This window comes from Gordonia sp. (in: high G+C Gram-positive bacteria) (assembly GCF_052106715.1).
Classification (GTDB): Bacteria; Actinomycetota; Actinomycetes; order Mycobacteriales; family Mycobacteriaceae; genus Gordonia.
This window is the reverse complement of sequence record NZ_JBQEDL010000026.1, coordinates 35512-58864: the sequence shown is the minus strand read 5'-3', so window position 1 is coordinate 58864 and position 23353 is coordinate 35512. Positions and strand designations below refer to the sequence as shown.

At 66.0% G+C, this 23353-nt stretch carries 21 protein-coding genes; 13 read left to right on the top strand and 8 right to left on the bottom strand.

Features of this window, described 5'->3' with window-relative positions:
• A partial coding sequence (gene mptB, locus ACTIMF_RS13725) for a polyprenol phosphomannose-dependent alpha 1,6 mannosyltransferase MptB (protein WP_442350854.1) occupies window positions 1-1345 on the bottom strand: 1345 nt, incomplete at its 3' end.
• Window positions 1346-1454: 109 nt separating this feature from the next.
• Between mptB and ACTIMF_RS13720 the strand changes: the two genes are divergently transcribed.
• The 7 genes from ACTIMF_RS13720 to ACTIMF_RS13690 are packed head-to-tail and all read left to right on the top strand — an operon-like array spanning window position 1455 to window position 7793.
• A complete protein-coding gene (locus ACTIMF_RS13720; RefSeq protein WP_442350853.1) occupies window positions 1455-2285 on the top strand; it encodes a helix-turn-helix transcriptional regulator in 831 nt (276 codons plus the stop codon).
• Window positions 2282-3718: a Fe-S cluster assembly protein SufB gene (gene sufB / locus ACTIMF_RS13715; RefSeq protein ID WP_442350852.1), complete on the top strand. Its 1437-nt coding sequence runs from the start codon at window positions 2282-2284 to the stop codon at window positions 3716-3718. Before ACTIMF_RS13720 ends, sufB begins: the two co-directional genes overlap by 4 nt.
• Before the next feature lies 1 nt (window position 3719).
• Entirely contained in the window at window positions 3720-4919 is a 1200-nt protein-coding gene (sufD, locus tag ACTIMF_RS13710; protein ID WP_442350851.1) for a Fe-S cluster assembly protein SufD, read from the top strand.
• A gap of 43 nt (window positions 4920-4962) precedes the next feature.
• Entirely contained in the window at window positions 4963-5733 is a 771-nt protein-coding gene (sufC, locus tag ACTIMF_RS13705) for a Fe-S cluster assembly ATPase SufC (protein WP_442350850.1), read from the top strand.
• A gap of 5 nt (window positions 5734-5738) precedes the next feature.
• A complete protein-coding gene (locus ACTIMF_RS13700; protein WP_442350849.1) occupies window positions 5739-7004 on the top strand; it encodes a cysteine desulfurase in 1266 nt (421 codons plus the stop codon).
• Window positions 7004-7453, top strand: a complete 450-nt coding sequence (sufU, locus tag ACTIMF_RS13695) for a Fe-S cluster assembly sulfur transfer protein SufU (RefSeq protein WP_442350848.1) — start codon at window positions 7004-7006, stop codon at window positions 7451-7453. Before ACTIMF_RS13700 ends, sufU begins: the two co-directional genes overlap by 1 nt.
• Before the next feature lies 1 nt (window position 7454).
• Window positions 7455-7793: a metal-sulfur cluster assembly factor gene (locus ACTIMF_RS13690; protein ID WP_442350847.1), complete on the top strand. Its 339-nt coding sequence runs from the start codon at window positions 7455-7457 to the stop codon at window positions 7791-7793.
• Between the two features lie 40 nt (window positions 7794-7833).
• Here the strand turns inward: ACTIMF_RS13690 and ACTIMF_RS13685 are convergent, their stop codons facing one another.
• A complete protein-coding gene (locus tag ACTIMF_RS13685; protein WP_442350846.1) occupies window positions 7834-8409 on the bottom strand; it encodes a helix-turn-helix domain-containing protein in 576 nt (191 codons plus the stop codon).
• A 48-nt stretch (window positions 8410-8457) separates the two neighbouring features.
• Between ACTIMF_RS13685 and ACTIMF_RS13680 the strand changes: the two genes are divergently transcribed.
• From ACTIMF_RS13680 to ACTIMF_RS13670, 3 genes are all read left to right on the top strand, one after another.
• Window positions 8458-9432 (top strand): NAD(P)/FAD-dependent oxidoreductase, encoded by a 975-nt coding sequence (locus tag ACTIMF_RS13680; protein WP_442350845.1) that lies wholly within the window; start codon window positions 8458-8460, stop codon window positions 9430-9432.
• Window positions 9433-9436: 4 nt separating this feature from the next.
• Window positions 9437-9796 carry a thioredoxin gene (gene trxA, locus ACTIMF_RS13675; protein WP_442350844.1) on the top strand — a complete coding sequence of 120 codons (360 nt, stop codon included), beginning with the start codon at window positions 9437-9439 and terminating at the stop codon, window positions 9794-9796.
• Between the two features lie 64 nt (window positions 9797-9860).
• On the top strand, window positions 9861-10985 hold the full coding sequence (locus ACTIMF_RS13670; protein WP_442350843.1) for a DUF7373 family lipoprotein: 1125 nt from the start codon (window positions 9861-9863) through the stop codon (window positions 10983-10985).
• Here ACTIMF_RS13670 and ACTIMF_RS13665 read toward each other — a convergent pair.
• Window positions 10966-12078: a lycopene cyclase family protein gene (locus ACTIMF_RS13665; protein ID WP_442350842.1), complete on the bottom strand. Its 1113-nt coding sequence runs from the start codon at window positions 12076-12078 to the stop codon at window positions 10966-10968. The genes ACTIMF_RS13670 and ACTIMF_RS13665 overlap by 20 nt on opposite strands.
• A gap of 95 nt (window positions 12079-12173) precedes the next feature.
• On the opposite strand from ACTIMF_RS13665, the gene ACTIMF_RS13660 reads away from it, so the two are divergent.
• Window positions 12174-13802 carry an ABC-F family ATP-binding cassette domain-containing protein gene (locus ACTIMF_RS13660; RefSeq protein WP_442350841.1) on the top strand — a complete coding sequence of 543 codons (1629 nt, stop codon included), beginning with the start codon at window positions 12174-12176 and terminating at the stop codon, window positions 13800-13802.
• 25 nt (window positions 13803-13827) lie between these two features.
• Here ACTIMF_RS13660 and ACTIMF_RS13655 read toward each other — a convergent pair whose 3' ends face one another.
• From ACTIMF_RS13655 to acnA, 5 genes are all read right to left on the bottom strand, one after another.
• Window positions 13828-14451, bottom strand: a complete 624-nt coding sequence (locus tag ACTIMF_RS13655) for a class F sortase (protein ID WP_442350840.1) — start codon at window positions 14449-14451, stop codon at window positions 13828-13830.
• Window positions 14451-15311, bottom strand: coding sequence for an MSCRAMM family protein (locus ACTIMF_RS13650; RefSeq protein WP_442350839.1), 861 nt, complete (start codon window positions 15309-15311; stop codon window positions 14451-14453). Before ACTIMF_RS13650 ends, ACTIMF_RS13655 begins: the two co-directional genes overlap by 1 nt.
• A gap of 160 nt (window positions 15312-15471) precedes the next feature.
• Window positions 15472-17019 (bottom strand): acyl-CoA synthetase, encoded by a 1548-nt coding sequence (locus tag ACTIMF_RS13645; RefSeq protein WP_442350838.1) that lies wholly within the window; start codon window positions 17017-17019, stop codon window positions 15472-15474.
• Window positions 17020-17188: 169 nt separating this feature from the next.
• Window positions 17189-17761 carry a TetR/AcrR family transcriptional regulator gene (locus ACTIMF_RS13640; RefSeq protein WP_442350837.1) on the bottom strand — a complete coding sequence of 191 codons (573 nt, stop codon included), beginning with the start codon at window positions 17759-17761 and terminating at the stop codon, window positions 17189-17191.
• 32 nt (window positions 17762-17793) lie between these two features.
• On the bottom strand, window positions 17794-20589 hold the full coding sequence (gene acnA / locus ACTIMF_RS13635; RefSeq protein ID WP_442350836.1) for an aconitate hydratase AcnA: 2796 nt from the start codon (window positions 20587-20589) through the stop codon (window positions 17794-17796).
• 247 nt (window positions 20590-20836) lie between these two features.
• On the opposite strand from acnA, the gene ACTIMF_RS13630 reads away from it, so the two are divergent.
• Window positions 20837-21463, top strand: a complete 627-nt coding sequence (locus tag ACTIMF_RS13630) for an Rv1476 family membrane protein (RefSeq protein WP_442350835.1) — start codon at window positions 20837-20839, stop codon at window positions 21461-21463.
• Window positions 21464-21725: 262 nt separating this feature from the next.
• Window positions 21726-23228, top strand: coding sequence for an NlpC/P60 family protein (locus ACTIMF_RS13625; protein ID WP_442350834.1), 1503 nt, complete (start codon window positions 21726-21728; stop codon window positions 23226-23228).
• Window positions 23229-23353: the final 125 nt, after the last annotated feature.

Genomic DNA, 23353 nt, shown 5'->3' with positions numbered 1-23353 from the left:
CCGAGAGCAGGGTCGGCATCGACATCCAGGATCGGACGATTCCGCCGGTGCTCAACGTGCCGGTCCAACCGAATCCGAGTCCCGTGCCGTAACAGATGGCGATGATCACGCCGACCGTGATCGACAGTAGCAACGACGCCGACTTGATCAGCGCCGCGATCGAGGTCTTCGAGCGCGTCCACCACTGCGAGGCAGGCGCGTTCCGGAGCGGCGGGAGCGTCGCGCCCCAACGTCGCGCCAGCGCGATTCCGATGAAGCCGAGTGCGAGCATCGAGGAGACCTTCACCATCGCCGATGCCGCGATCACCGCGACGCCTGCGGCGAGTATCCAGCCCGTCCGGGATGGTAGCGGCCGGTCGGTTCGCCGTAGCGGGTCCGCGTTGTCGATGGCGCGGAAACACCATTCCATGCCGACGAGCATCATGCCGAGCATCAACGCCTCGTTGTGGATGCCGCCGATCAGATGAAGGATGAGCAGCGGATTGAGTGCACCGAGCCAGAGAGCGGTCACGCTCGATACTCCGCAGCGTCGTGCCAACCGGGGAAGGGACCACACGACCATCGCGACGCCCAACAGTGCGACGACGCGATGCAACAAGACGGCGACCGTGATGTTCTCGCCGGTGATGGCGGTGATGTGCTCGCCGATCCACAGAAACAGGGGACCATACGGCGCAGGCGTGTCCTTCCAGAGGTTCGGCACCGACAGCGTGAGCACGTGGTCCACACCGAGGCCGCGCATCGGACTGTAGGTATACGGATCCATGCCGCGATACGCGATGGCGCTCTGCGCGAGGTAGGAGTAGACGTCCTTGCTGAGCAGCGGAGGGGCCAGCGCCAGGGGAGCGGTCCACATGACGAGCGTCTGATAGGTCTCGCTTCGCGACATGCGGCGGGCGGGACTGCGATGCTCGGCGACCTCTACGGAGAACCGTCCGACGGTGAACCGGGCCAGGAGCAGCCAGGCGAGCACCAGCATCATCATGCCGCCGATCGACACTGTCAGCGCCGTCGAGTACATGCGTGAGGGCAAGGACAAGATGCGTGTGCCGACGATCGGGTTCTGCAGGACCGGGAGCATCCCGGTTCCGAGAGAGCCGATCAGAATGAGGACCGTTCCGGTGGTGCCGAACAGTTGGATACGCCGCAGACGCGACTTCTCAAGCGGGTTGAGCGGACCGACTTCGGTCTCGTCGGTGTGCATCCGAGCGAGTCGAGTGCCGTAGTCGCCGGTAGCGTCGGGGTCGCGGACGACGGTCGGGCGGGCGACACCGAGATAGTCGAGGCCTCGGCGCAACAGCGGGAGTTCTGGCACACGAGCACTGTATCGGTTCACGTGCAGCATCCGGTCGCATGCGGTATCGGGGCCAGACGGCGTTCCGGGGGCTCGAGCGATTAGGTCACCCTTGCTGGATCGTGGGAATCAATTACGTCACACTTGTGTTGTGAAAAGCATGACCGATTCGAAGCGACTGCTGTGGCAACAGCATGCCGACGGTTCTGGCGCCGATGGCCAGACCCGCGAGGCCGTCGTGTCGTTGCTGGTCGACGAGGGGCCGATGACAGCGAGTGACATCGCTGACCGGCTCGGCATCAGCCCGGCGGGCGTCCGCCGTCACCTCGACAATCTCACCGACGGCGGCGACGTCGAACTCGCACCGGCTGGGTTCAACAAGGGCGGCCGCGGGCGCCCCGCCAAGTGGTTCCAGCTCAGCGCGACAGGTCGCGGAAAGTTGCGACACGCGTATGACGACCTCGCAGGCGCGGCGATTCGGACGCTTCGGGACGTCGCAGGTCAGGGCGCAGTCGAGAGGTTCGCCCGCGAACGTGTCGACGGACTCGTCTCGGAAGTGACTCCAGTCGCCGAGTCCGGATCCGTCATCGCGACCGTCGAACAGATCGCCACCGCGCTGACGGGGGCCGGTTATTCAGCCGACGTTCGCGAGGTCGGCGCAGGCGTCCAGATGTGTCAGCACCACTGCCCGGTGGCCCATGTGGCCGCCGAGTTCCCGGAACTGTGCGAGGCGGAGACGGCCGCGTTCACCGAGCTGCTCGGCACGCACGTGCAGCGGCTGGCGACGATCGCCAATGGCGACTGCGTGTGCAGCACCCACGTGCCGGTCCAGCAGCCGACGAGCCCCGCCGAACCCGAGCCGCCGCAACCCAGTCCGCGACAACCCAGTCCGCGACAACCCAGTCCGCCACAACACCCGAACGCTCTAGACCCGAAGGCGACGTCGCAGCCCGTCGTCGCCGACAACCCCGATGGAAAGGTCCCCCGATGACGGTCACCGATCCCGCCACCCCGCAGCTGTCCCAGGAAGAGACCATCGCTTCCTTCGACCGCTACGGATACGGCTGGTCCGACAACGACGACGCAGGCTCTGTTGCCAAGCGTGGTCTGTCCGAGGAAGTCGTCCGCGACATCTCGGATAAGAAGAGTGAGCCAGAGTGGATGCTCGAACAGCGACTCAAGGCGCTGCGCATCTTCGATCGTCAGCCGATGCCCAGCTGGGGCGGCGACCTGTCGGGCATCGACTTCGACAACATCAAGTACTTCGTGCGGTCCACGGAGAAGCAGGCCGAGTCGTGGGAGGACCTGCCCGAAGACATCAGGACCACCTACGACCGGCTCGGCATCCCCGAGGCCGAGAAGCAGCGTCTCGTCGCAGGCGTCGCAGCGCAGTACGAATCCGAGGTCGTCTACCACCAGATCCGTGAGGACCTGGAGGAGAAGGGTGTCATCTTCGTCGACACCGACACCGGTCTGCGCGAGCACGAGGACATCTTCCGCGAGTACTTCGGAAGTGTCATCCCCGCGGGCGACAACAAGTTCTCCGCGCTGAACACGTCGGTGTGGTCCGGCGGCTCGTTCATCTACGTCCCGCCCGGCGTCCACGTCGACATCCCGTTGCAGGCGTACTTCCGCATCAACACCGAGAACATGGGTCAGTTCGAGCGGACGTTGATCATCGTCGACGAGGATGCCTACGTGCACTACGTCGAGGGCTGCACCGCACCGATCTACAAGTCGGACTCGCTGCACTCGGCAGTCGTCGAGATCGTGGTCAAGAAGGGCGGCCGCTGCCGTTACACGACCATTCAGAACTGGTCGAACAACGTCTACAACCTGGTCACCAAGCGCGCTAAGGCCGAAGAGGGCGCGACCATGGAGTGGATCGACGGCAACATCGGTTCCAAGGTCACCATGAAGTACCCAGCGGTCTGGTTGACCGGCCCGCATGCGAAGGGTGAAGTGCTCTCGGTCGCGTTCGCGGGTGAGGGGCAGCACCAGGACACCGGTTCCAAGATGGTGCACCTCGCGCCGTACACGTCGAGCAACATCGTCTCCAAGTCGGTGGCTCGCGCGGGCGGGCGCTCGTCGTACCGAGGTCTGATCAAGGTGAACTCGGGCGCTCACGGCAGCCGGTCCACCGTGCAGTGCGACGCGCTGCTCGTCGACCAGATCAGCCGCAGCGACACGTACCCGTACGTCGACATCCGTGAGGACGACGTGACCATGGGTCACGAGGCGACGGTCTCGAAGGTCAGCGACGACCAGTTGTTCTACCTGATGAGCCGTGGCCTCAGCGAAGAAGAGGCGATGGCGATGGTGGTCCGCGGCTTCGTCGAGCCGATCGCGAAGGAACTCCCGATGGAGTACGCACTCGAACTCAACCGACTCATCGAACTGCAGATGGAAGGATCGGTCGGCTGACATGGCTGAACTCACCCCGACTGAATCCACCCCGACTGACTCCACCCGGGGCCGTGAGATCGTCGTCAATAAAGGCGAGATGTTCACCTCGTTCGACGTCGATGCGTTCGAGGTGCCGGGCAGTCGCGAGGAGGCGTGGCGGTTCACCCCGTTTCGTCGCCTCCGCGGCCTGCACGACGGCTCGGCTCCGGCCACCGCGACCGTCGACTACGTCCTCGACAGTGTCGCCGCGGGAGTGACGTCCGAACTCGTCGAGCGCGGCGACGCACGTCTCGGCGAGGCAGGTGTGCCGTTCGATCGCATCGCAGCGCAGGCATACTCGTCGTTCACCACGGCGCGCGTGGTCACGATCGCGAAGGACGCACAGGTCGAGGATCCGATCGTCGTGACCCTCGACGGGCCCGGCGCGGGAGAGGTCGCATACACGCACTTGCAGATTCGGGCGGAGGCCTTCTCGAAGGCCGTCGTCGTCCTCGACCAGCGTGGAAGCGGAACGATCGGCGAGAACGTCGAGATCATCTCCGGCGACGGTGCGCACCTGACCGTCGTCAACGTGCACGACTGGGCCGACGACACGGTCCACGTCGCCGCACACCACATCTCGGTGGGACGCGACGCCAACCTCCGTCATTTCGCGATCAGTCTCGGCGGCAACCTCGTCCGATTGTCTCCGCACGTCCAGTACCAGGGGCCCGGCGGGAACGCCGAGCTGTGGGGACTGTACTTCGCGGATGCCGGTCAGCACCTGGAGCAGCGACTCCTCGTCGACCACTCGGCGCCGCACTGCCGATCGCACGTCACATACAAGGGCGCGCTCCAGGGCGACGTCTCCGGTGATCGGCGCGGCGAGGCGCACACGGTGTGGATCGGCGACGTGCTAATCCGACCGAGCGCCGAAGGCACCGACACGTACGAACTCAACCGCAACCTGGTGCTCACCGATAACGCGCGAGCGGATTCGGTGCCGAACTTGGAGATCGAGACGGGCGAGATCGTCGGCGCGGGCCATGCCAGCGCAACCGGACGATTCGACGACGAGCAGCTCTTCTACCTGCAGTCGCGCGGCATCCCCGAGGATCAGGCACGGCGGCTCGTCGTTCGTGGCTTCTTCAGCGAGGTGCTCGCGAAGATCTCCGTGCCCGAACTCCGCGAGCGACTCGAAGCGGCCATCGAGGCCGAACTCGAGACCGCGGGCGCCTGAGCCACCCGACTTTCACATCTTCACGAAGGAAACAGAGACTCCAGTGACTACCCTCGAAATCCGCGACCTCCACGTCGACGTGGCGTCCTCCGACCCGGACGCCGAGCCGATCCACATCCTCAAGGGCGTTGACCTGACCATCAAGTCCGGCGAGAAGCACGCCATCATGGGGCCGAACGGCTCCGGCAAGTCGACGCTCTCGTACGCGATCGCAGGCCACCCCAAGTACACGATCACCTCCGGCACCGTCACGCTCGACGGCGAGGACGTCCTCGACATGACCGTCGACGAGCGGGCCCGCGCAGGCATCTTCCTCGCCATGCAGTACCCGGTCGAGGTCCCCGGCGTCTCGATGTCGAACTTCCTGCGCTCGGCGGCGACCGCCGTCCGCGGCGAGGCTCCCAAGCTGCGCCACTGGGTCAAGGAGGCCCGGGAGGCGATGAACGACCTCGACATCGATCCGGCGTTCGGTGACCGCAGCGTCAACGAAGGTTTCTCCGGTGGTGAGAAGAAGCGCCACGAGGTGCTGCAACTCGGGCTGCTGAAGCCGAAGATCGCGATCCTCGACGAGACCGACTCCGGCCTGGACGTCGACGCGCTGCGCATTGTCAGCGAAGGCGTCAACCGATACACCGAACGGGAGAACGGCGGCCTGCTCCTGATCACGCACTACACGCGGATCCTGCAGTACATCAAGCCCGACTTCGTCCACGTGTTCGTCAGCGGGCGCGTCGTCGAGTCCGGCGGCCCCGAACTGGCCGACGAGTTGGAGCGCAGCGGTTACGAGCGCTTCACCGCCGCCGTCGCGAAGTAGAGACGATGACTGTGGCAACGGGCTTCGACGTCGCCGCCGTCCGTGCGGACTTCCCGATCCTGTCGCGGACCGTGCGCGAGGACAAGCCGCTGGTCTACCTCGACTCGGGAGCGACCTCGCAGCGGCCGCTGCAGGTGCTCGACGCCGAACGCGAGTTCCTGCTCAACCACAACGCCGCCGTCCACCGTGGCGCACACCAGTTAGCGGAGGAGGCGACCGACGCATACGAGTACGCGCGCGGCGCCATCGCGTCCTTCGTCGGGGCGTCGGACGACGAGATCGTGTTCACGAAGAACGCGACCGAAGCGCTGAACCTGGTGGCATACACCCTCGGCGACGACCGGTCTGCGCCGTTGTTCGGCGGAAAGCCGCTGGGCGAGGGCGACACCATCGTCATCACCGAGCTCGAGCACCATGCGAACCTCGTGCCATGGCAGGAGCTCGCGCGGCGCACGGGGGCGAGCCTGCGGTGGTATTCGGTGACCGACGACGGGCGGGTCGACCTCGACTCGCTGGTTCTCGACGACACGGTCAAGATCGTCGCGTTCACCCACCAGTCGAATGTCACGGGAGCCGTCGCCGATGTCGACCAGGTCGTGACGCGAGCGCGCGCTGTCGGAGCATACGTCGTGCTCGACGCCTGCCAGTCGGTGCCGCACGCGGCCGTCGACTTCCGGGCACTCGACGTCGACTTCGCCGCATTCTCCGGTCATAAGATGCTCGGTCCGTCCGGTGTCGGCGTCCTGTACGGGAAGGCGTCTCTGCTGGACCAGTTGCCGCCGTTCCTCACCGGCGGGTCGATGATCGAGACCGTCACCATGGAGGGCTCGACGTATGCGGCACCGCCACAACGGTTCGAGGCAGGAGTGCCGATGACCTCCCAGGTCGTCGGACTCGGGGCTGCCGTCGACTACCTCGGGTCAATCGGCATGGACGCCGTTGCCGCACACGAGCACGACCTGGTCGTGCGCGCGTTGGCTCGGCTGTCCGAGATCGACGGACTCCGGCTCGTCGGTCCCACCGACACCGTCGCGCGCGGCGGAGCAGTGTCGTTCGACGTCGCGGGCATTCACGCCCACGATCTCGGACAGATCTTGGATGACGAGGGCGTGGCCATCCGAGTCGGACACCACTGTGCATGGCCGCTGCACCGGAAGTTCGGAGTGACCGCCAGTGCTCGCGCGTCGTTCGCGCTCTACAACACGCTCGACGAAGTCGACGCCCTCGCTGACGCGATCGGCGTCGCACAGAGGTTCTTCGGAGGCCGCTGATGAGAATGGATCAGATATACCAGGAAGTGATCCTGGACCATTACAAGCATCCGCACGGTCGTGGGCTGCGCGACCCGTTCGACGCTGAAGTCCATCACGTCAACCCGACGTGCGGGGACGAGATCACCCTGCGGGTGTCCGTCGTCGACGATGCGATCGCCGACGTTTCCTACGACGGCCAGGGCTGTTCCATCTCGCAGGCGTCGACCTCGGTGCTGTTCGACCAGATCGTCGGGCTGCCGGTCGACGACGCGATGGCCGCCCTCGACTCGTTCAACACCATGATGACCTCGCGCGGCCAAGACGGCGGCGACGAGGACGTCATCGGTGACGGCATCGCCTTCGCAGGCGTCAGCAAGTATCCGGCGCGCGTGAAGTGCGCGTTGCTCGGATGGATGGCATTCAAGGACGCGGTATCACAGACTGTTGCCGAGAAGACTGGAGCATGAAATGACCGACGCAGTACAGACCTCACTTCCGAGCCAGGACGACGTCGAAGAGGCCATGCGCGACGTCGTGGACCCCGAACTCGGGATCAACGTCGTCGACCTCGGCCTCGTCTACGACATCGCCCTCGACGACGACGCGGCCGTGAAAATCGATATGACCCTCACCTCGCCGGCGTGCCCGCTCACTGACGTGATCGAAGATCAGACGCGGAGCGTGCTCGTCGGCAGTGGTCTCTGCACCGACATGGAGATCAACTGGGTGTGGATCCCCGCCTGGGGACCGGACAAGATCACCGACGACGGCCGCGAGCAGTTGCGGGCACTCGGTTTCACCGTCTGAGACGGAACTCGCACCACGACTGACCCGCACACGTTGCGGGTCAGCCGTCGTGTAAGTGCGCCCGCTCGCCGTCGCGGTCGAAGATCGTCAAGATCTCGGCGTTCTTCCGATATGCGGTGAAGTAGTGGGGCGTCATGGTGTCGAACTCTGCCGCCTCGCCCTCCTGGACATCGATGACGCGGTCGCCGAGGTGCAGCCGAACCGTGCCGGAGAGCACGGTGAACCATTCGTGCCCCGGATGGACGCGCTGGTCGGCCATGGGGCCGGGAATCGGGGAGAGCCGCATCTTCGCCACGAGCACCCCGCTCTCCGCGCGATCGCGCGACAGCAGCCACGTCAGGACGCCTGGCCGTTGGTGGGGCTCCGGTCGGATCACGACATCGTCGTCGCCGACGGGTTCGACGAGTTGGTCGAGGGTGGTGCCCAACGCTCGCGCGATCGGCACTAGTTGGTCCAATGCCACCCGACGGTGTCCTGTCTCGATCCGCGACAGCGTCGACGGGCTCACGTGGCAGCGGCGGGCGAGCGCGTCCAGGGTCCACCCTTGAGCCACGCGAAGACCGCGTATGCGTTGTCTGACCAGAACATCGACGTCGCCGGTAGATTCTTGCGTCATAGGCAAGAGTGTATGCAGTTTTTGCAAGACGCGCTTAGTGTCGACGGTATGAGTAAGCACGGGAACGAACAGACGGCGTACGACGCCGTGATCATTGGCGGCGGCCCGGCCGGACTGTCGGCAGCCGTGGCGCTCGCACGGTCGTTGCGCTCGGTCCTCGTCGTGGATGCCGGCGCGCAACGGAACTTACCCGCAGCGGGTGCGCACAACCTGCTCGGTAGGGAGGGGATCGCGCCCGCCGACCTCATCCGCGACGGCCGCGCCGAAGCGCTCACCTACGGAGTGGAGTTCGCCGACGCGACGGTCCGCGACGCGCGCCGCGAACCGGACGACCACGACTTCGTCGTCGACCTGGACAGCGAGCAGACAGTCACCGCACGACGAATCGTGCTCGCGACGGGTCTCGTCGACGTGCTGCCCGACATCGACGGCGTGAGTCAGGCGTGGGGCCACGGTGTGCTGCACTGCCCGTTCTGTCACGGGTACGAGGTACGGGGACGCAGAGTCGGCGTGATCGCGTCGAGCGCGCCGCAGGCCACTCACCAAGCACTCCTCTTCGCCCGCCTGGCGAAGGAGACCGCAGTATTCGCCAACGGCATCGAATTCGACGACGACCAGCGGGCCGATCTCGGCGTCATGGGTGTCGCCGTGATCGACGGCGTCGTCGAGCGCGTCGACGTCGACGGGCGGGACACGCGAGCGATCCGGGTGGCCGGCGCGCCGTACGACGTCGATGCGGTCGTGGTGGGACCGCGGATGACGGCGCGGACCGAACTCTACGAGCGTCTCGGCGGACGTCCCGAGGATCATCCGATGGGCGTGCTCATTCCCACCGACCAGTACGGGGCGACACCTGTCGCCGGAGTGTGGGCAGCAGGCAATGCGGGTGACCTCGCCGCGATGGTCGCCACAGCCGCGGGTACCGGCGTCATGGTCGGCGCAATGATCACCGCCGACCTCCTCGCCGAGGACGTTCGCGCCGTCCGTGGAGGAATATCCGGCCTCGCCCGGGGTGTTGAATAGTCACATGGCAACTATTGACTTGACCGGAGCAGACTTCGAGAAGACCGTCAACGACAACGAAATCGTCCTCGTCGACTTCTGGGCGGACTGGTGCGGCCCGTGCAAGCAGTTCGCACCGACGTATGCGTCGACCTCCGAGAAGCACGATGACATCGTCTTCGCGAAGGTCGATACCGAGGCCGAGCAGCAACTCGCATCCGCGGCGTCCATTCGGTCCATCCCGACCATCATGGCGTTCAAGGACGGCCACCTCGTGTTCAACGAAGCGGGGGCGCTGCCCCCACAGGCACTCGAGTCGCTGATCGAGCAGCTCAAGGAGCTCGACGTGGAGAAGGCGCTGCTGGAGAGCGGCCAGAGCGAGTAACGGGGCTCACCCACGGGTCATTCGCTGGAAGGCGCCGCGAGCGCCTACCCGTACTATCTCAGGCATGCGAAAGTCTTTGGTCGTCCTCGCGGCCGCGGTGACCTGTGTGCTGGCTGGCTGCTCTGTCGACGGAAACCCGACGCGCGGTCCGATCGAACTGCAGACCGGCAAGTATGGGTCGATGCAGAGCGCTCCCGCCGGAGACGCCACATCCGACGTCGCGTGGGCCAAACTGCGGGGCGCGCGCCTCGCCGACCATCTGATCTTCGCGCACGACCTCGATCCGGTGCTGGACGACGGCAAACTGCCGACTCAGGCGCTGGCGACCGTCGCCAACACGCAGACCGTCCTACCCGACACCGATCGACTGCCCGTGATGAAGGACTTTCAGTACGGCTTCACGGTGTCGTCGGGCAACGAGACGAAGAACGACACCGGTCTCAACCACGCCGTATACGTGTTCACCGACGCGGCAACAGCCTCGGCCGCAGTCGGTCAGCTGTCCGGTTCGATGCTCAAGGATCGTGAGTACTCGAAATACGAGCGAGCTCGCGTGCCGGGAATGCCAGCCGAATCGGTCACCGTCCACGACGGCAGTCACGACAAGCACACGGTTGCCGCGTTCACCGCGGTCGGGCCGCGCATGATCTACACCTGGGCCGACGCCCCGAACCGTAGCTGGCCCGAGCGGATCGTGAAGGCCGCGTACGACCAGCAGAAGCCGCTGCTGGACTCGATCGGACGCGAGAGTGACGACCGCAGGATCGACCCGGACAATCTGTTGGCCGGGACGGTCAGCGACGACAGCGGGAGCCCGCTGACGGGATCGGTGTACGGCCAACGCGCCACCGCCCTGTTCTATAGCGACCAGTCGGCGGCGCTGACCGCGCTGAAGAAGGCCGGTATCGAGCAGTTCGCCTGGAACGGGACTCAGGCCTACAAGGCGGCCACGCCCGAACAGGCCAACGGCTGGATCGACTTCCTCGCCCACGACTTCACAGATGAGACGTCGCGCAAGGCCGCGAGCCCGCAGGATCTCAATGTCGCGCGATGCATGAGCCGCGATGATCGTTCGGCGTGCTTCGTCGCCGTCGGACCGTACGTCGGAGAGGCCTACGGGGACGACCTCAAAGACGCGCAGGAGAAGATCTCCGCGCAGTACGGATTCCTCACCAAGCTGAACGGCTAGCGAGGACCACCACTCGCGCACGTAACCGGATCGGCAGTCGCGCGAACACCGCGGCCATCGCCCGCAACACTCCGCAAGCGTCACCGTGCCCGGACAGGTAGCGGCGTTGCAGGCTCGGGTGAATGCGGAAGAACGCGTCGAAGAACGTCACCACCTCGTCCGAGTCCAACGACAGTAGGACGGCCAGCCCGCGAACGCGCAGCCGATACGCGAGACGCGCTCGCTGCGGCCACAACGCCTCGTGGGGATCATGCCCGGCGACGATCGCCCCGACGAGGACGTCGGCTGCCTGCAGCGATTGGCCGACACTGTACCCAGTCGCTGGATTCATCAGGCCGCCCGCGGCCCCGAACATCACCGGCCCGTCGTCGACACGGCGCCACGGGGTCGAGTCGACGAGGAGCGGGAAGTCGACTACTTCGTCGAGCCCCTCTCCGAGCGAGGTGCGCCCGGTGCGCGCTCGATTCCGTTCGGCGAGTTCATCGACGTCGATGGGCGGGGCCCCGGCCAGGCAGGTCTCCTCGACGAGACGTCGACCGTCGCCTAACGCCACCCGGTAACTGAACGAGCGCGCACCACCTGGGGAAGCGTTCGAGGTCCGTCGCCAGTCCATCAACACCATCGACACCTCATCGGAGGGCTCGAAAGCTCCGGCAGCCGTCTGGCGGGGGCCGCGACGGTGATCGCCGGCACGTGTTCCGCGCGCATCGACCACGTGCCCGGCCTGCACCTGTCGCCCGTCTGAGCAGGTCACCGTCGTCGCGGTGACAGCCACCGCGAGGCATGCGTGCACGTCTGCGCCGTCGAGACCCAGCGTGCGTTGGAATGCCGGGGCGTTCATGATCGCGTACCCGTGGGAGATGACCCGTTCGGTCGGGGTGAACACGGTGATCGACCCGGCCCGCGCCGCGACCGCGCCATCGTCGAACCAGTCGGGTAGGTCGGCGGTGTACACCCCGTACGTCGCCGACCAGGCCGCATCGGGTTCCGGGTCGACGACGGCCACCCGCAGACCCGCCGCCAGTGCGCGGTGTGCGAGCGACCGTCCGGCAGGCCCGGCGCCGACGACGGCCAGGTCGTAGATCGTGGTCACGGGCCCAAGACTATGGCATCGGCACCACAGGGAGTGGGCCGTCCCACGTTCCTCGATTCGCCGATAGTGGCCGGGCATCCGTACGATGGACCCTCGTGATCACCGCGACTGACCTGGAAGTTCGAGCGGGCGCGAGGACTCTGCTGTCGGCGCCCGGAGACCACCTGCGCATCCAGCCGGGCGACCGGATCGGACTCGTCGGACGTAACGGTGCCGGCAAGACGACGTCGCTGCGCATCCTGGCGGGCGAGACCCAGCCGTACGCGGGCGAAGTCCGCGCGTCGGGGCCGATCGGCTACCTCCCACAGGATCCCAAAGAGGGCGACCTCGACGTCCTAGCCAAAGACCGGGTGCTTTCCGCGCGCGGGCTCGACGAGATCTTGGCGTCGATGGCCAAGCAGCAGACGTTGATGGAAGAGGCCGCCGACGACGCGGTTCGAGACAAGGCGATCTCGCGGTACGCCCATTTGGAGGAGCGGTTCTCCAACCTCGGCGGTTACGTCGCCGAATCGGACGCCGCTCGCATCTGCAACAGTCTCGGTCTGCCCGACCGCGTGCTCGAACAGCCGCTACGGACGTTATCGGGCGGACAGCGCCGCCGGATCGAACTGGCGCGCATCCTCTTCGCCGCGTCGGACGGCTCCGGCAAGTCCGATACCACCCTGTTGCTGGACGAGCCGACCAACCACCTCGACGCAGACTCGATCACGTGGCTGCGCGCGTTTCTGCAGAATCACGAGGGCGGGCTCGTCGTGATCAGCCACGACGTCGACCTGCTCGCCGACGTCGTCAATCGCGTGTGGTTCCTGGACGCGGTCCGCGGTGAAGCCGACGTCTACAACATGACGTGGAAGCGATACCTCGACGCGCGAGCCACCGATGAACAGCGGCGCAAGCGCGAGCGCGCGAACGCCGAGAAGAAGGCATCGACGCTGCGCACACAGGCCGCGAAGCTCGGCGCCAAGGCGACGAAGGCGACGGCCGCGCAGCAGATGCTCAAGCGCGCCGAACGCATGATCGACGACCTCGACGAGGTTCGGGTGTCCGACAAGACCGCGCACATCCGATTCCCGGAGCCGGCAGCGTGCGGAAAGACGCCACTGATCGCGTCCAACCTGACCAAGGTCTACGGCTCGCTCGAGATCTTCACCGGTGTCGACCTCGCCATCGACAAGGGGTCGCGCGTGGTGATCCTCGGTCTCAACGGTGCGGGAAAGACGACGCTCCTCAAACTCCTGGCGGGTGTGGAGAAGCCCGACCTCGGCGGGCTGGAGCCGGGCCGCGGGCTGAAGATCGGCTACTTCGCACAGGAACACGACACGCTCGACGACGACGCGACCGTGTGGGAGAACATCCGTCACGCTGCACCCGATGCGGGCGAACAGGATCTGCGTGGGCTCCTGGGCGCGTTCATGTTCACCGGTCCGCAACTCGAGCAGCCCGCGGGAACGCTGTCCGGCGGTGAGAAGACACGGCTGGCGTTAGCCGGTCTCGTGTCGTCGGCCGCCAATGTGCTGCTCCTGGACGAGCCGACGAACAACCTGGATCCGACCTCCCGCGAACAGGTGCTCGAAGCGCTCCGCAGCTATACCGGAGCCGTCGTCCTCGTGACTCACGACCCTGGTGCAGCGGAGGCGCTGGAGCCGCAGCGCGTCATCCTGCTGCCCGACGGCACCGAGGACCACTGGTCCGACGAGTACCAGGAGCTCATCGAACTAGCCTGAGCGCGAAGCGCCGGTCGCTGTGCGATCAGTTCGGTGTGGCGAAGACGACGATGTTGTCGCGATAACCGAGCGGAGGCCCGACGAATGGACCGCCGCAGGTGACCAGCGCGAGAGTCTCGGGTCCGTTGAGCCGATTGAGCTCGTCGAAGGGCACCGCCTTCGGCCCGATGCCGCGCTTGCGCACGTCCATCACACGGGAGACCCGGTACGCCGGATGCCCGCCGTCGGCGGTGTCGACCGTCACCGTGTCCCCGGGCATCAGTCTCGCGAAGCGCGCCGCATAGCCGCGGCCCTGCACGGCGTCGTCGACATGGCCTGCGATGACGATCGTTCCCGTCCCGGACTCCGGCAGTGCCGAGTCGACCCACCACCCGAGCTGCGCGACGTCGGTTGGCGGTACCAGCGTCCCCTGTGCGTTGGTTGCGACCGCCCGAGTCGGCGCCGACTGGCCATCGATGACCAGCCTCGTCGGCGTGGACGGCTCGTGCGACACCGCAGTGATGGGCGCGGGTAGGTCGGCCGGGGACCGGACCGGCTCCTCGAGGGGCTCCGGTGAACCGCAGGCGGTCGCGAGCACCGGCACAACGGCCAGAGTCGCAGCGGCAGCGACGCTGACGAGTGCCCGACGTACTCGCTCGGGGCACGACATCAGTGCGTCCGGCCGGTGGGAATCGATGTCAGCGGAACCCGCCCGCTCGGATCCCGGACGATCACCGGCTGCTCGACCGGAGCGTCGTACAGTTCCAAGGACCGCGTCTGGGAGGGGACGACCTCGACGAACCTGACCGCGGAGTCGAGTAGGTAGCCCGCAGGTGCACCGATCTCCTGGATCGTGTATCCGCCGGGGGCCACCTGAACGGATCCGGTGCCCGACGGACTCGTCGACAGGATCACGCTCAGGTCGCTGTGCGCTGCGGTGACACGGTAGCGCGCGCCGGGCAGCAGGGCGCCGGTGACGGCGTCGCGCTTAGTGATCGACACGGCGCCGACTTGTCCCGTGCGAACCAGGGACACGATGAACGATGCCTGGCCGCCCGGTGGTAGATACGCACTCGACGGGTCCACCCAGGATCGGGCGTAGCCGTCCGGTATCGCGGTGACGCTCGCCGATACGACACCCGCGGGCATCTCGACCCTCGCGAAGGTGTTCACCGTTCTCACGGTGTTGCCCGAGGCTAGTTCCACTCCGACGCCGGAGACCGGAATGTTGGTCTTCACGTCGATCGCCTGCACCGTCACAGTGCCCGCGCCGGGCCGTGTCGTCGAACTGTTCGGGGTCGTGCTGGTCGGGGCGGGTTCGGTGCTGGTCTGGCTCGTCGAGGCGGCAGGCGTCGTGGTACTCGGCGTTTGGGTCGTGCTGGGCGTTTGGGGCTGCTGCGTCGTCACCGTGGAGCCGGGGGAGTCGGTCGGCGCCGCCGACACCTCAGGCGAGGTCATCGCGGCCGCCGCGGCCACTGCGACCAGCAGGGCGGCAACCGCGAAGAGTATCCGATGGAGGTATCTGATCATGTCTGTCTCCTCAGGACAGCCGTGTGACACATGCACCACGGCAGTGGGTCCCGACATGGGATACGTCGCTGACCGGAGATGATCGGTTACCGCCGGAGCCCGGTCTGTCAGTCATCTGAATGACCGACGACGAAGGCCCGGACCGGCCGTGCCGCGTGAGCTACGCGGGGTCGAGGACCTGCTTGCGGAGCTCACCCTTGACGAGCTTCCCGGTCGGCGTCCGCGGCAACTCGTCGACGAAGCGGACGGCGCGAGGGACCTTGTAGGCTGCCAACTCGCCTTTCGCGTAATCGACCAGTTCGGCTGCCAGCGCATCGGATCCGGAGACTCCGTCCATGAGTTGGACGAACCCGGTTGCGACTTCCCCGAGATCCTCGTCTGGCAGTCCGATCACGCCGACGTCATACACCGACGGATGGTTGATGAGAACGTTCTCGGCCTCCTGTGGGTAGATGTTCACGCCGCCGGAGATGATGACGAAGGCTTTGCGGTCGGTCAGATAGAGGAAGCCGTCGTCGTCCAGGTACCCGAGGTCGCCGGTCGTCGCCCAGTTCGGATGCTGCGGATGCTGTGCGGCAGAGGTCTTCTCCGGATCGTTGTGGTAAGCGAACGGCATCTCGTCGCGTTCGAAGTACACTGTCCCGACTTCGCCGGTCGGAAGGTCAGTGCCGTCGTCTGTGCAGATGTGGACGACGCCCAACACGGGCTTCCCGACCGATCCCGGTCGGTCGAGGGAGTCCTGCGAGCCGATCAAGGTGACGCCTACGGCCTCGGTGGCCGCGTAATACTCGTTGATCACCGGGCCCCACCAGTCGATCATCGCCTTCTTCACCTCGGCCGGGCACGGGGCGGCCGCGTGGATCGCGGCTTTCATGCTCGAGACGTCGTACTTTGCGCGGGTGGCTTCGGGGAGTTTGAGCATGCGGACGAACATCGTCGGCACCCACTGGCTGTGGGTGACCCGGTACTTCTCGATCAGCTCCAGCGCGGTCTCCGGCTCGAAACGGTCCATGAGGACGACGGTGCCGCCGAGTGCGTGCACCATCGCGCAGTAGCGCAGCGGCGCCGCATGGTAGACGGGTGCGGGGGACAGGTACACCGTGTCCGTGTCGAAGCCGTAGACCGGTCCGAAGACCATCGAGATCAGGTCGGGGGCCTCGTCGACCTGGACGCCTGGCATGTTCGGCTTGATGCCTTTGGGGCGCCCCGTGGTGCCCGAGGAGTAAAGCATGTCCATGCCGCGCGGCTGGTCGGTCAGCGCCTCGGCCGACGCATCCGCCTTGATCTGTGCGTAGTCGGCGAATCCGTCGAGGCCGTCGCCCCACGCGATGCGGCGAGTCCTTTCACTCAGCGCTGGGATCTCGTGAGCGCGTTCGACCGCGTCCGCTACGGCCGACGACGCGAAGAGCGCTTTCGCGTCACAGTCCTCGAGGATGTAGTTGACCTCCGGTGCGGTCAGATGATGGTTCACCGCCGTCACATACATGCCACTGCGGATCGCGGCCCAGTACACGTCGAAGACCCGGAGGTCGTTGTCCGAGACGATCGCGACGGTGTCGCCCGGGACCAGACCCAGATCATCGCGCAGAACGTGCGCGATCCGGGTCGACGAGTCCATCAATTCGGCGTATGTCACCCGCTCGCCGGTCGACGGCCGGATGGTGGCGGCTTTGTCGGGGGTGGCCGCGGCATGAGTTCCTGGGTACACGTAAGGCTCCTTATGTCTCGGTGACACTTGAGACGGTAGCCGAGCACCCGAGGGCGCGGACCTCTTTGCGTGACAACGGGTCTGAGTTCACCACTCGCGGATCAGGACCCGGAAACACGATGTCGACGCCTCGGCTCCGGAGAGTCGAGGCGTCGACATCGGTGTCGGCTCAGTCGGTGCGCGGCTTGCGCACCGACGATTCGACGAGATCGAGCACGGCGTGCAGATCGTCGGTCGACTGGCCCGACGCCAGTCGGGTGACGATCCCGTCGAGGATCACGTCCAGGTACGTCACCAAGACTTCGGGGGCGACGTCGTTGCGGAGACTGCCCGCCTGGCGTTTGCGCTCCAGGCGCGCGAGCGTGGCCCGCTCACGATCCTCGGATTGAGCCTCCCACGCCGCACGGAATCCCGGATCACTCCGGATCTTCCGCACGATCTCCAGACGGGTGCTCAACCAGTCGAAGTCCTTCGGCCGCGCGAGGATATCGCGCATGACTTGGACCAGACCCTCCTGTGCCGCCACATCGGCCATCCGCTCGGCGTCCTCCCGAGCGAGCGCGAGGAAAAGGGCTTCCTTGTCTTTGAAGTGGTGGAAGATCGCGCCGCGCGATAAGCCGGTCGTCTCCTCCAACCGCTTCACCGTGGCGCCCTCATAGCCGAACTCGGCGAAACAGTGGCGCGCACCGTCGAGGATCTCTCGACGGCGCGCGGCCAGTCGGTCATCGCTGACCCGTGGCATCAGTCACAACTCCTGTCGTTGCACTCGCCCCGTCAGCTCTTGATCATGTTGCGCAGGACGTACTGCAGGATGCCACCGTTGCGGTAGTAGTCGGCTTCGCCGGGCGTGTCGATGCGGACGACCGCGTCGAACTCCACCTTCTCGCCGTTCTCCTTTGTGGCGGTGACCTTCACCGTCTTCGGCGTCGTGCCTTCGTTGAGGGCGGTGATGCCGTCGATGTCGAAGACCTCGGTGCCGTCGAGGCCCAGGGACTTAGCCGACTCGCCCTGCGGGAACTGCAGCGGGACGACGCCCATTCCGATGAGGTTGGAGCGGTGGATGCGCTCGAACGACTCAGTGATGACGGCCTTGACACCCAGCAGAACGGTGCCCTTGGCAGCCCAGTCACGTGAGGAACCTGAGCCGTACTCCTTGCCGCCCAGGACGACCAGCGGGATGCCGGCCTCCTTGTAGTTGACCGACGCGTCGTAAATGAACGACTGCGGGCCGCCCTCTTGCGTGAAGTCACGGGTGTAGCCACCGGAGACACCGTCGAGCAACTGGTTCTGCAAGCGGATGTTCGCGAATGTTCCGCGGATCATCACTTCGTGGTTGCCGCGACGGCTGCCGAGCGAGTTGTAATCCTTGCGCGCGACTCCGTTGGCGTCCAGGTACTGGGCTGCCGGGGTGCCGGGCTTGATCGGTCCCGCCGGACTGATGTGGTCGGTGGTGACCGAGTCGCCGAGCAATGCGAGCACGCGGGCGCCCTTGATGTCCGAGACCGGCTCCGGATCGAGGGTCATGCCGTCGAAGTACGGAGCCTTGCGGACGTACGTCGACTTGTCATCCCACTCGAAGGTGTCGCCCTCCGGGGTGCTCAGGCTCTGCCAACGCTCGTCACCGGCGAAGACGTCCTGGTACGAGTCCCGGAACATGTCCTGGCTGATCGCGTGCTTGATCGTGTCATCGATCTCCTGCGCGGACGGCCAGATGTCCTTCAGGAAGACATCGTTGCCGTCGGTGTCCTGACCGAGTGCCTGCGACTCGAAGTCGAAGTCCATCGTGCCCGCGAGAGCGTACGCGATGACCAGCGGCGGCGACGCCAGGTAGTTCATCTTGACGTCGGGGGAGATGCGTCCCTCGAAGTTGCGGTTGCCCGAGAGGACTGCGGTGACGGTCAGGTCGTTGTCGTTGACCGCCGCGCTGATCTCCTCCGGCAACGGTCCGGTGTTACCGATGCAGGTGGTGCAGCCGTAACCGCCGAGGTAGAAACCGAGCTTCTCGAGGTACGGCCATAGGCCGGCCTTCTCGTAGTAGTCGGTGACGACCTGCGAGCCCGGAGCCATGTTGGTCTTGACCCACGGCTTGGAGGTGAGGCCGCGGTCGACTGCGTTGCGGGCCAGAAGGCCTGCGCCGATCATGACCGACGGGTTCGAGGTGTTGGTGCACGAGGTGATGCCGGCGACCGCGACAGCGCCGTGATCGAGGACGAAGTCGCCGCGCTCGGCCGTTTTCACTTCCACCGGCTTCGAGGGACGGCCCTCGGAGCCGGTGGCAGCGGAGTGGACCTTCACTGCACCGTCGTCGGCGAACGAGAGAGCGACCGGATCGGAGGCCGGGAACGACTCTTCGACGGCCTCGTCGAGCTGTGTGTGCGGGGTGGTGCCCTCTTCCACGTAGTTGTGGATGTCCTTGCGGAACGCGACCTTCGACTCCGACAGGAGGATCCGGTCCTGCGGACGCTTCGGACCGGCGATCGACGGGACGACCGTGCCGAGGTCGAGCTCGAGGTACTCCGAGTACACCGGCTCGTGCTCCGGGTCGTGCCACATGCCCTGTTCTTTGGCGTACGCCTCGACCAGAGCGAGCTGGTCATCGTCGCGGCCGGTCAGGCGCAGGTAGTTGATGGTCTCATCGTCGATCGGGAAGATCGCACACGTCGAACCGAACTCGGGGCTCATGTTGCCCAGGGTGGCGCGGTTGGCCAGCGGGACCTCGGCGACGCCCTCTCCGTAGAACTCGACGAACTTGCCGACGACTCCATGCTGGCGGAGCATTTCGGTGACCGTGAGCACGACGTCGGTCGCGGTGACGCCCGGCTTGATCTCGCCGCTGAGCTTGAAGCCGACGACGCGCGGGATCAGCATGGAGACCGGCTGGCCGAGCATCGCTGCCTCGGCCTCGATGCCGCCGACGCCCCAACCGAGGACGCCGAGGCCGTTCTCCATGGTGGTGTGCGAGTCGGTGCCGACACAGGTGTCGGGGTAGGCCTGGCCGTTGCGGACCATGATCGAACGGGCGAGGTACTCGATGTTGACCTGGTGGACGATGCCCGTGCCCGGGGGGACGACCTTGAAGTCGTCGAACGCGCCCTGGCCCCAGCGAAGGAATTGGTAGCGCTCGCCGTTGCGCTGGTACTCGAGCTCGACGTTCTTCTCGAATGCGTTGGCGGTGCCGAACACATCGAGGATCACGGAGTGGTCGATGACCATCTCGGCGGGGGAGAGCGGGTTCACTTTGTTCGGGTCGCCGCCGAGAGCCGTGATGGCCTCACGCATGGTGGCGAGGTCGACGACGCAGGGGACGCCGGTGAAGTCCTGCATGAGAACGCGGGCCGGAGTGAACTGGATCTCGATGCTCGGGTCGGCGCTCGGATCCCACTTCGCGAGTGCGTTGATGTGATCGGGCGTGATGTTGGCGCCGTCCTCGGTACGCAGTAGGTTCTCGGCGAGTACCTTCAGTGCGTAGGGCAGCTTCTCGGTGCCGGGTACTGCGTTGAGGCGGTAGATCTCGTACGAGTTCTCACCGACCTCAAGGGTCCCGCGGGCTCCAAATGAATTGTTGCTCATGTGTGCTCCACTCTGTTCGGGCTGACCGGCGACGGGCTGCGCCGCCGGAAGTTTGTGAAGTGTCGCGAGACCGATCGGGTCGACGCCGTCTCACTACATCACCATCCTAGCAGTACGTACGTACTGGTTTGCGTCGAACTGGAAGTCGACGCGCCGAATTCACCTGCGCGTCGGTCGGGCGGAGCTCCTGCCGTATCCTCGACGCCGACAGCCCGCGCCGCCCGCCATGAGACGAGGAAGCCTGCGAATGAGTCCGGATCCGGTCGTGTTCACCGTCGCTGCCCCCGATCCAGCGGGTGGACGCCCCGCCGACGCGTGGGCCGACCTCGACCTCGCGGCGATCACCGCCAAGCTCAAGGCGACGGGTGTCGTTGCGCCGGCCGATCAGACCCCTGAACTGACGAAACTCGTCAAAGAGGCGAAGGCGGACGGGCACGACCTGTTCGTCTTCGTCACCGATAAGAACTACGCACCGTTCACCGTCTACCGCGACATCGCGCACGAGTTGCAGACGTCCACGGGTGGAACGGTCCTCGTATTCGGAGCAGGTGGGCTCGGTACCAGTTCGACGGACTTCAGTCGGGTGCAGATCGAGGACGCGACGGCCGAGAAGACCACGGGCGCATCGGTGCCGCAGGCCGCCCGTGAGATCTACGAGAAGGCGACGGACCCGAACGTCGACTGGACGCTGGTCACCATTGCCCTGATCGTCGTGGTGATCATCGGCGCGGTCGCGGCTCGACTGACTGGCCGACGTCGGACCCCCGCCGCTGCGCGATCGGAGTCCCGCCAGATGTCGACGGATGCGGAGTCCGCGGATGCGGAGTCGACGGGCGACGCTGCGGCGGCGGAGAACGCCGACCACACGTCGTGACCTCCTGATCGTCGCGCCTGCCTGGAGGCGCTTTCGCACTGTGACAGTCCTGCCTCGATCGGGCCGGTTCTGTCACGGTCGGCATGTGTTATCGAACTGTGACGATATCTGCCACCCTCACTTTGTGCTGCTCACTGCGTTTGCGCAGGTAATAACGCCTTTGTAATTCGTTGACCAACGTTTTCAGTGTTGCGTAAGTGACGTACGGTTCAGGGGACACTTGTGGTGTGCGGGGGACGATTGTTAAGGGAGTACACGGTAGATGCGAGCTGATACGGGCACGCGGTGGACCAGACGCGGCAGCGTGGTGGGAGCGTTCGCTCTTGTCTCGCTCCTGGCCGCCGGTCCGGCGATCGCTGAACCGACCAAATCGAACCCGGTCGCTGCACTGATCAATCAGATCGCGGACGTCGACCAGAACCTCACGGAACTCGCCGATGCGGTCGCAGCCAGACAAGAGACCGTCAACAAGTCGCTCGTCGACTTCCAAAACGCAGTCGCCGCCCGCCAACTCGCCGTCCAGGCGAATACCGGAGCCAAGTCGTCGTTGGAGAAGGTCAGCGGAAATGTCGAACGCGCTCAGCGCGAGTTCGATGAGTTCGTCCGCTCGGTGTATCGCCAAGGCAACAACCGGGGCGCGATGACGAAGTACGTCTCCTCCGACGATCCGGACAAGGTCCTGGAGCAGATGTCGGCCGTGGACCAGGTCACCCGCCAGCAGCAAGGCGTGATCCGCAGGCTGCAAGTTGCGCGCAACCAGCAGGCCAACCGCGTTGCGGCGACCGAGGTCACGAAGAAGCAGACCGTCCAAGCCGCGGCGGACGCGTCGGCGCGCCGCGACGACGCCGTCGCCGCGTACCAGGCCGCGCAGTCGGCCGTCCGTGATCAGCAGACCCAGCGGACCGAACTGGCCCGCACGCGCGATTCACTCACCGCACGTCTGGCCAAATTGCGGGGCAAGCCGGTGGACAAGCGCACGACGCGTGACAGTGCGCCAGCCAGTCCTGCGGTTCCGGGTGTCCCGAAGCAGGTCACCGACGGCCTCGAGCGAGCGGTCGACGCCATCCCCGCCAAGCCGGTCGAGGGCGACGATGCGGTAGCGCAAGCCGCCGCTGCAGCGGCCCGTCTGGCGACCGACACGGGCCAATCCCTGCTCGCTAGCCTCGTCGGCAGGCAACAGATCCCGCACTCGCAACTCCTCGACGAACTCGGCATCGGTGGAACCAGCCTCTTCGAAGAAGGCGACAACAACACCCTGACCAGGCTGGGCAACGGCTCGCTCGGCTCGCTGTTCGGCGGACAGGGCGGCGGTGCACCCGGCCAGGTCCGTCCCGGCCTGCGCGGAGAACAGGCGATCAACCTGGTCATCGACCGGATGAAGTCGCAGCTCGGCGTCACGTACTCGTGGGGCGGCGGCGACGCGAATGGGCCGACCCTCGGTATCCGCGACGGCGGCGTCGCCGACAGCTACGGCGACTACCAGAAGGTCGGCTTCGACTGCTCCGGGCTGATGATCTACGGGTTCGCAGGCGTCGGCATCGACCTGCCGCACTACACCGGGTACCAATACACGTCGGGACCGCAGGTGCCGCTGTCGCAAATGCGCCGCGGGGACATGATCTTCTACGGGCCCAACGCGAGCCAGCACGTCGCCCTGGTCCTCGGCGACGGGACCATGATCGAGGCTCCGCAGTCCGGCGACGTCGTCAAGATCTCGCCGGTTCGGACCGCGGGAGCGATGCCGAACGTGGTGCGCCTGCTCTGAGGCCGTGACCTGCCGACCGGGCGTTCACCCGTCGACGACGGGAACGACGTGAGCGCGTGTGGGACGGCGAAGACCGCGGGCCGCCCGCTACTGTGGTCTGCAGAACCACGCACGCCGATCTTCAG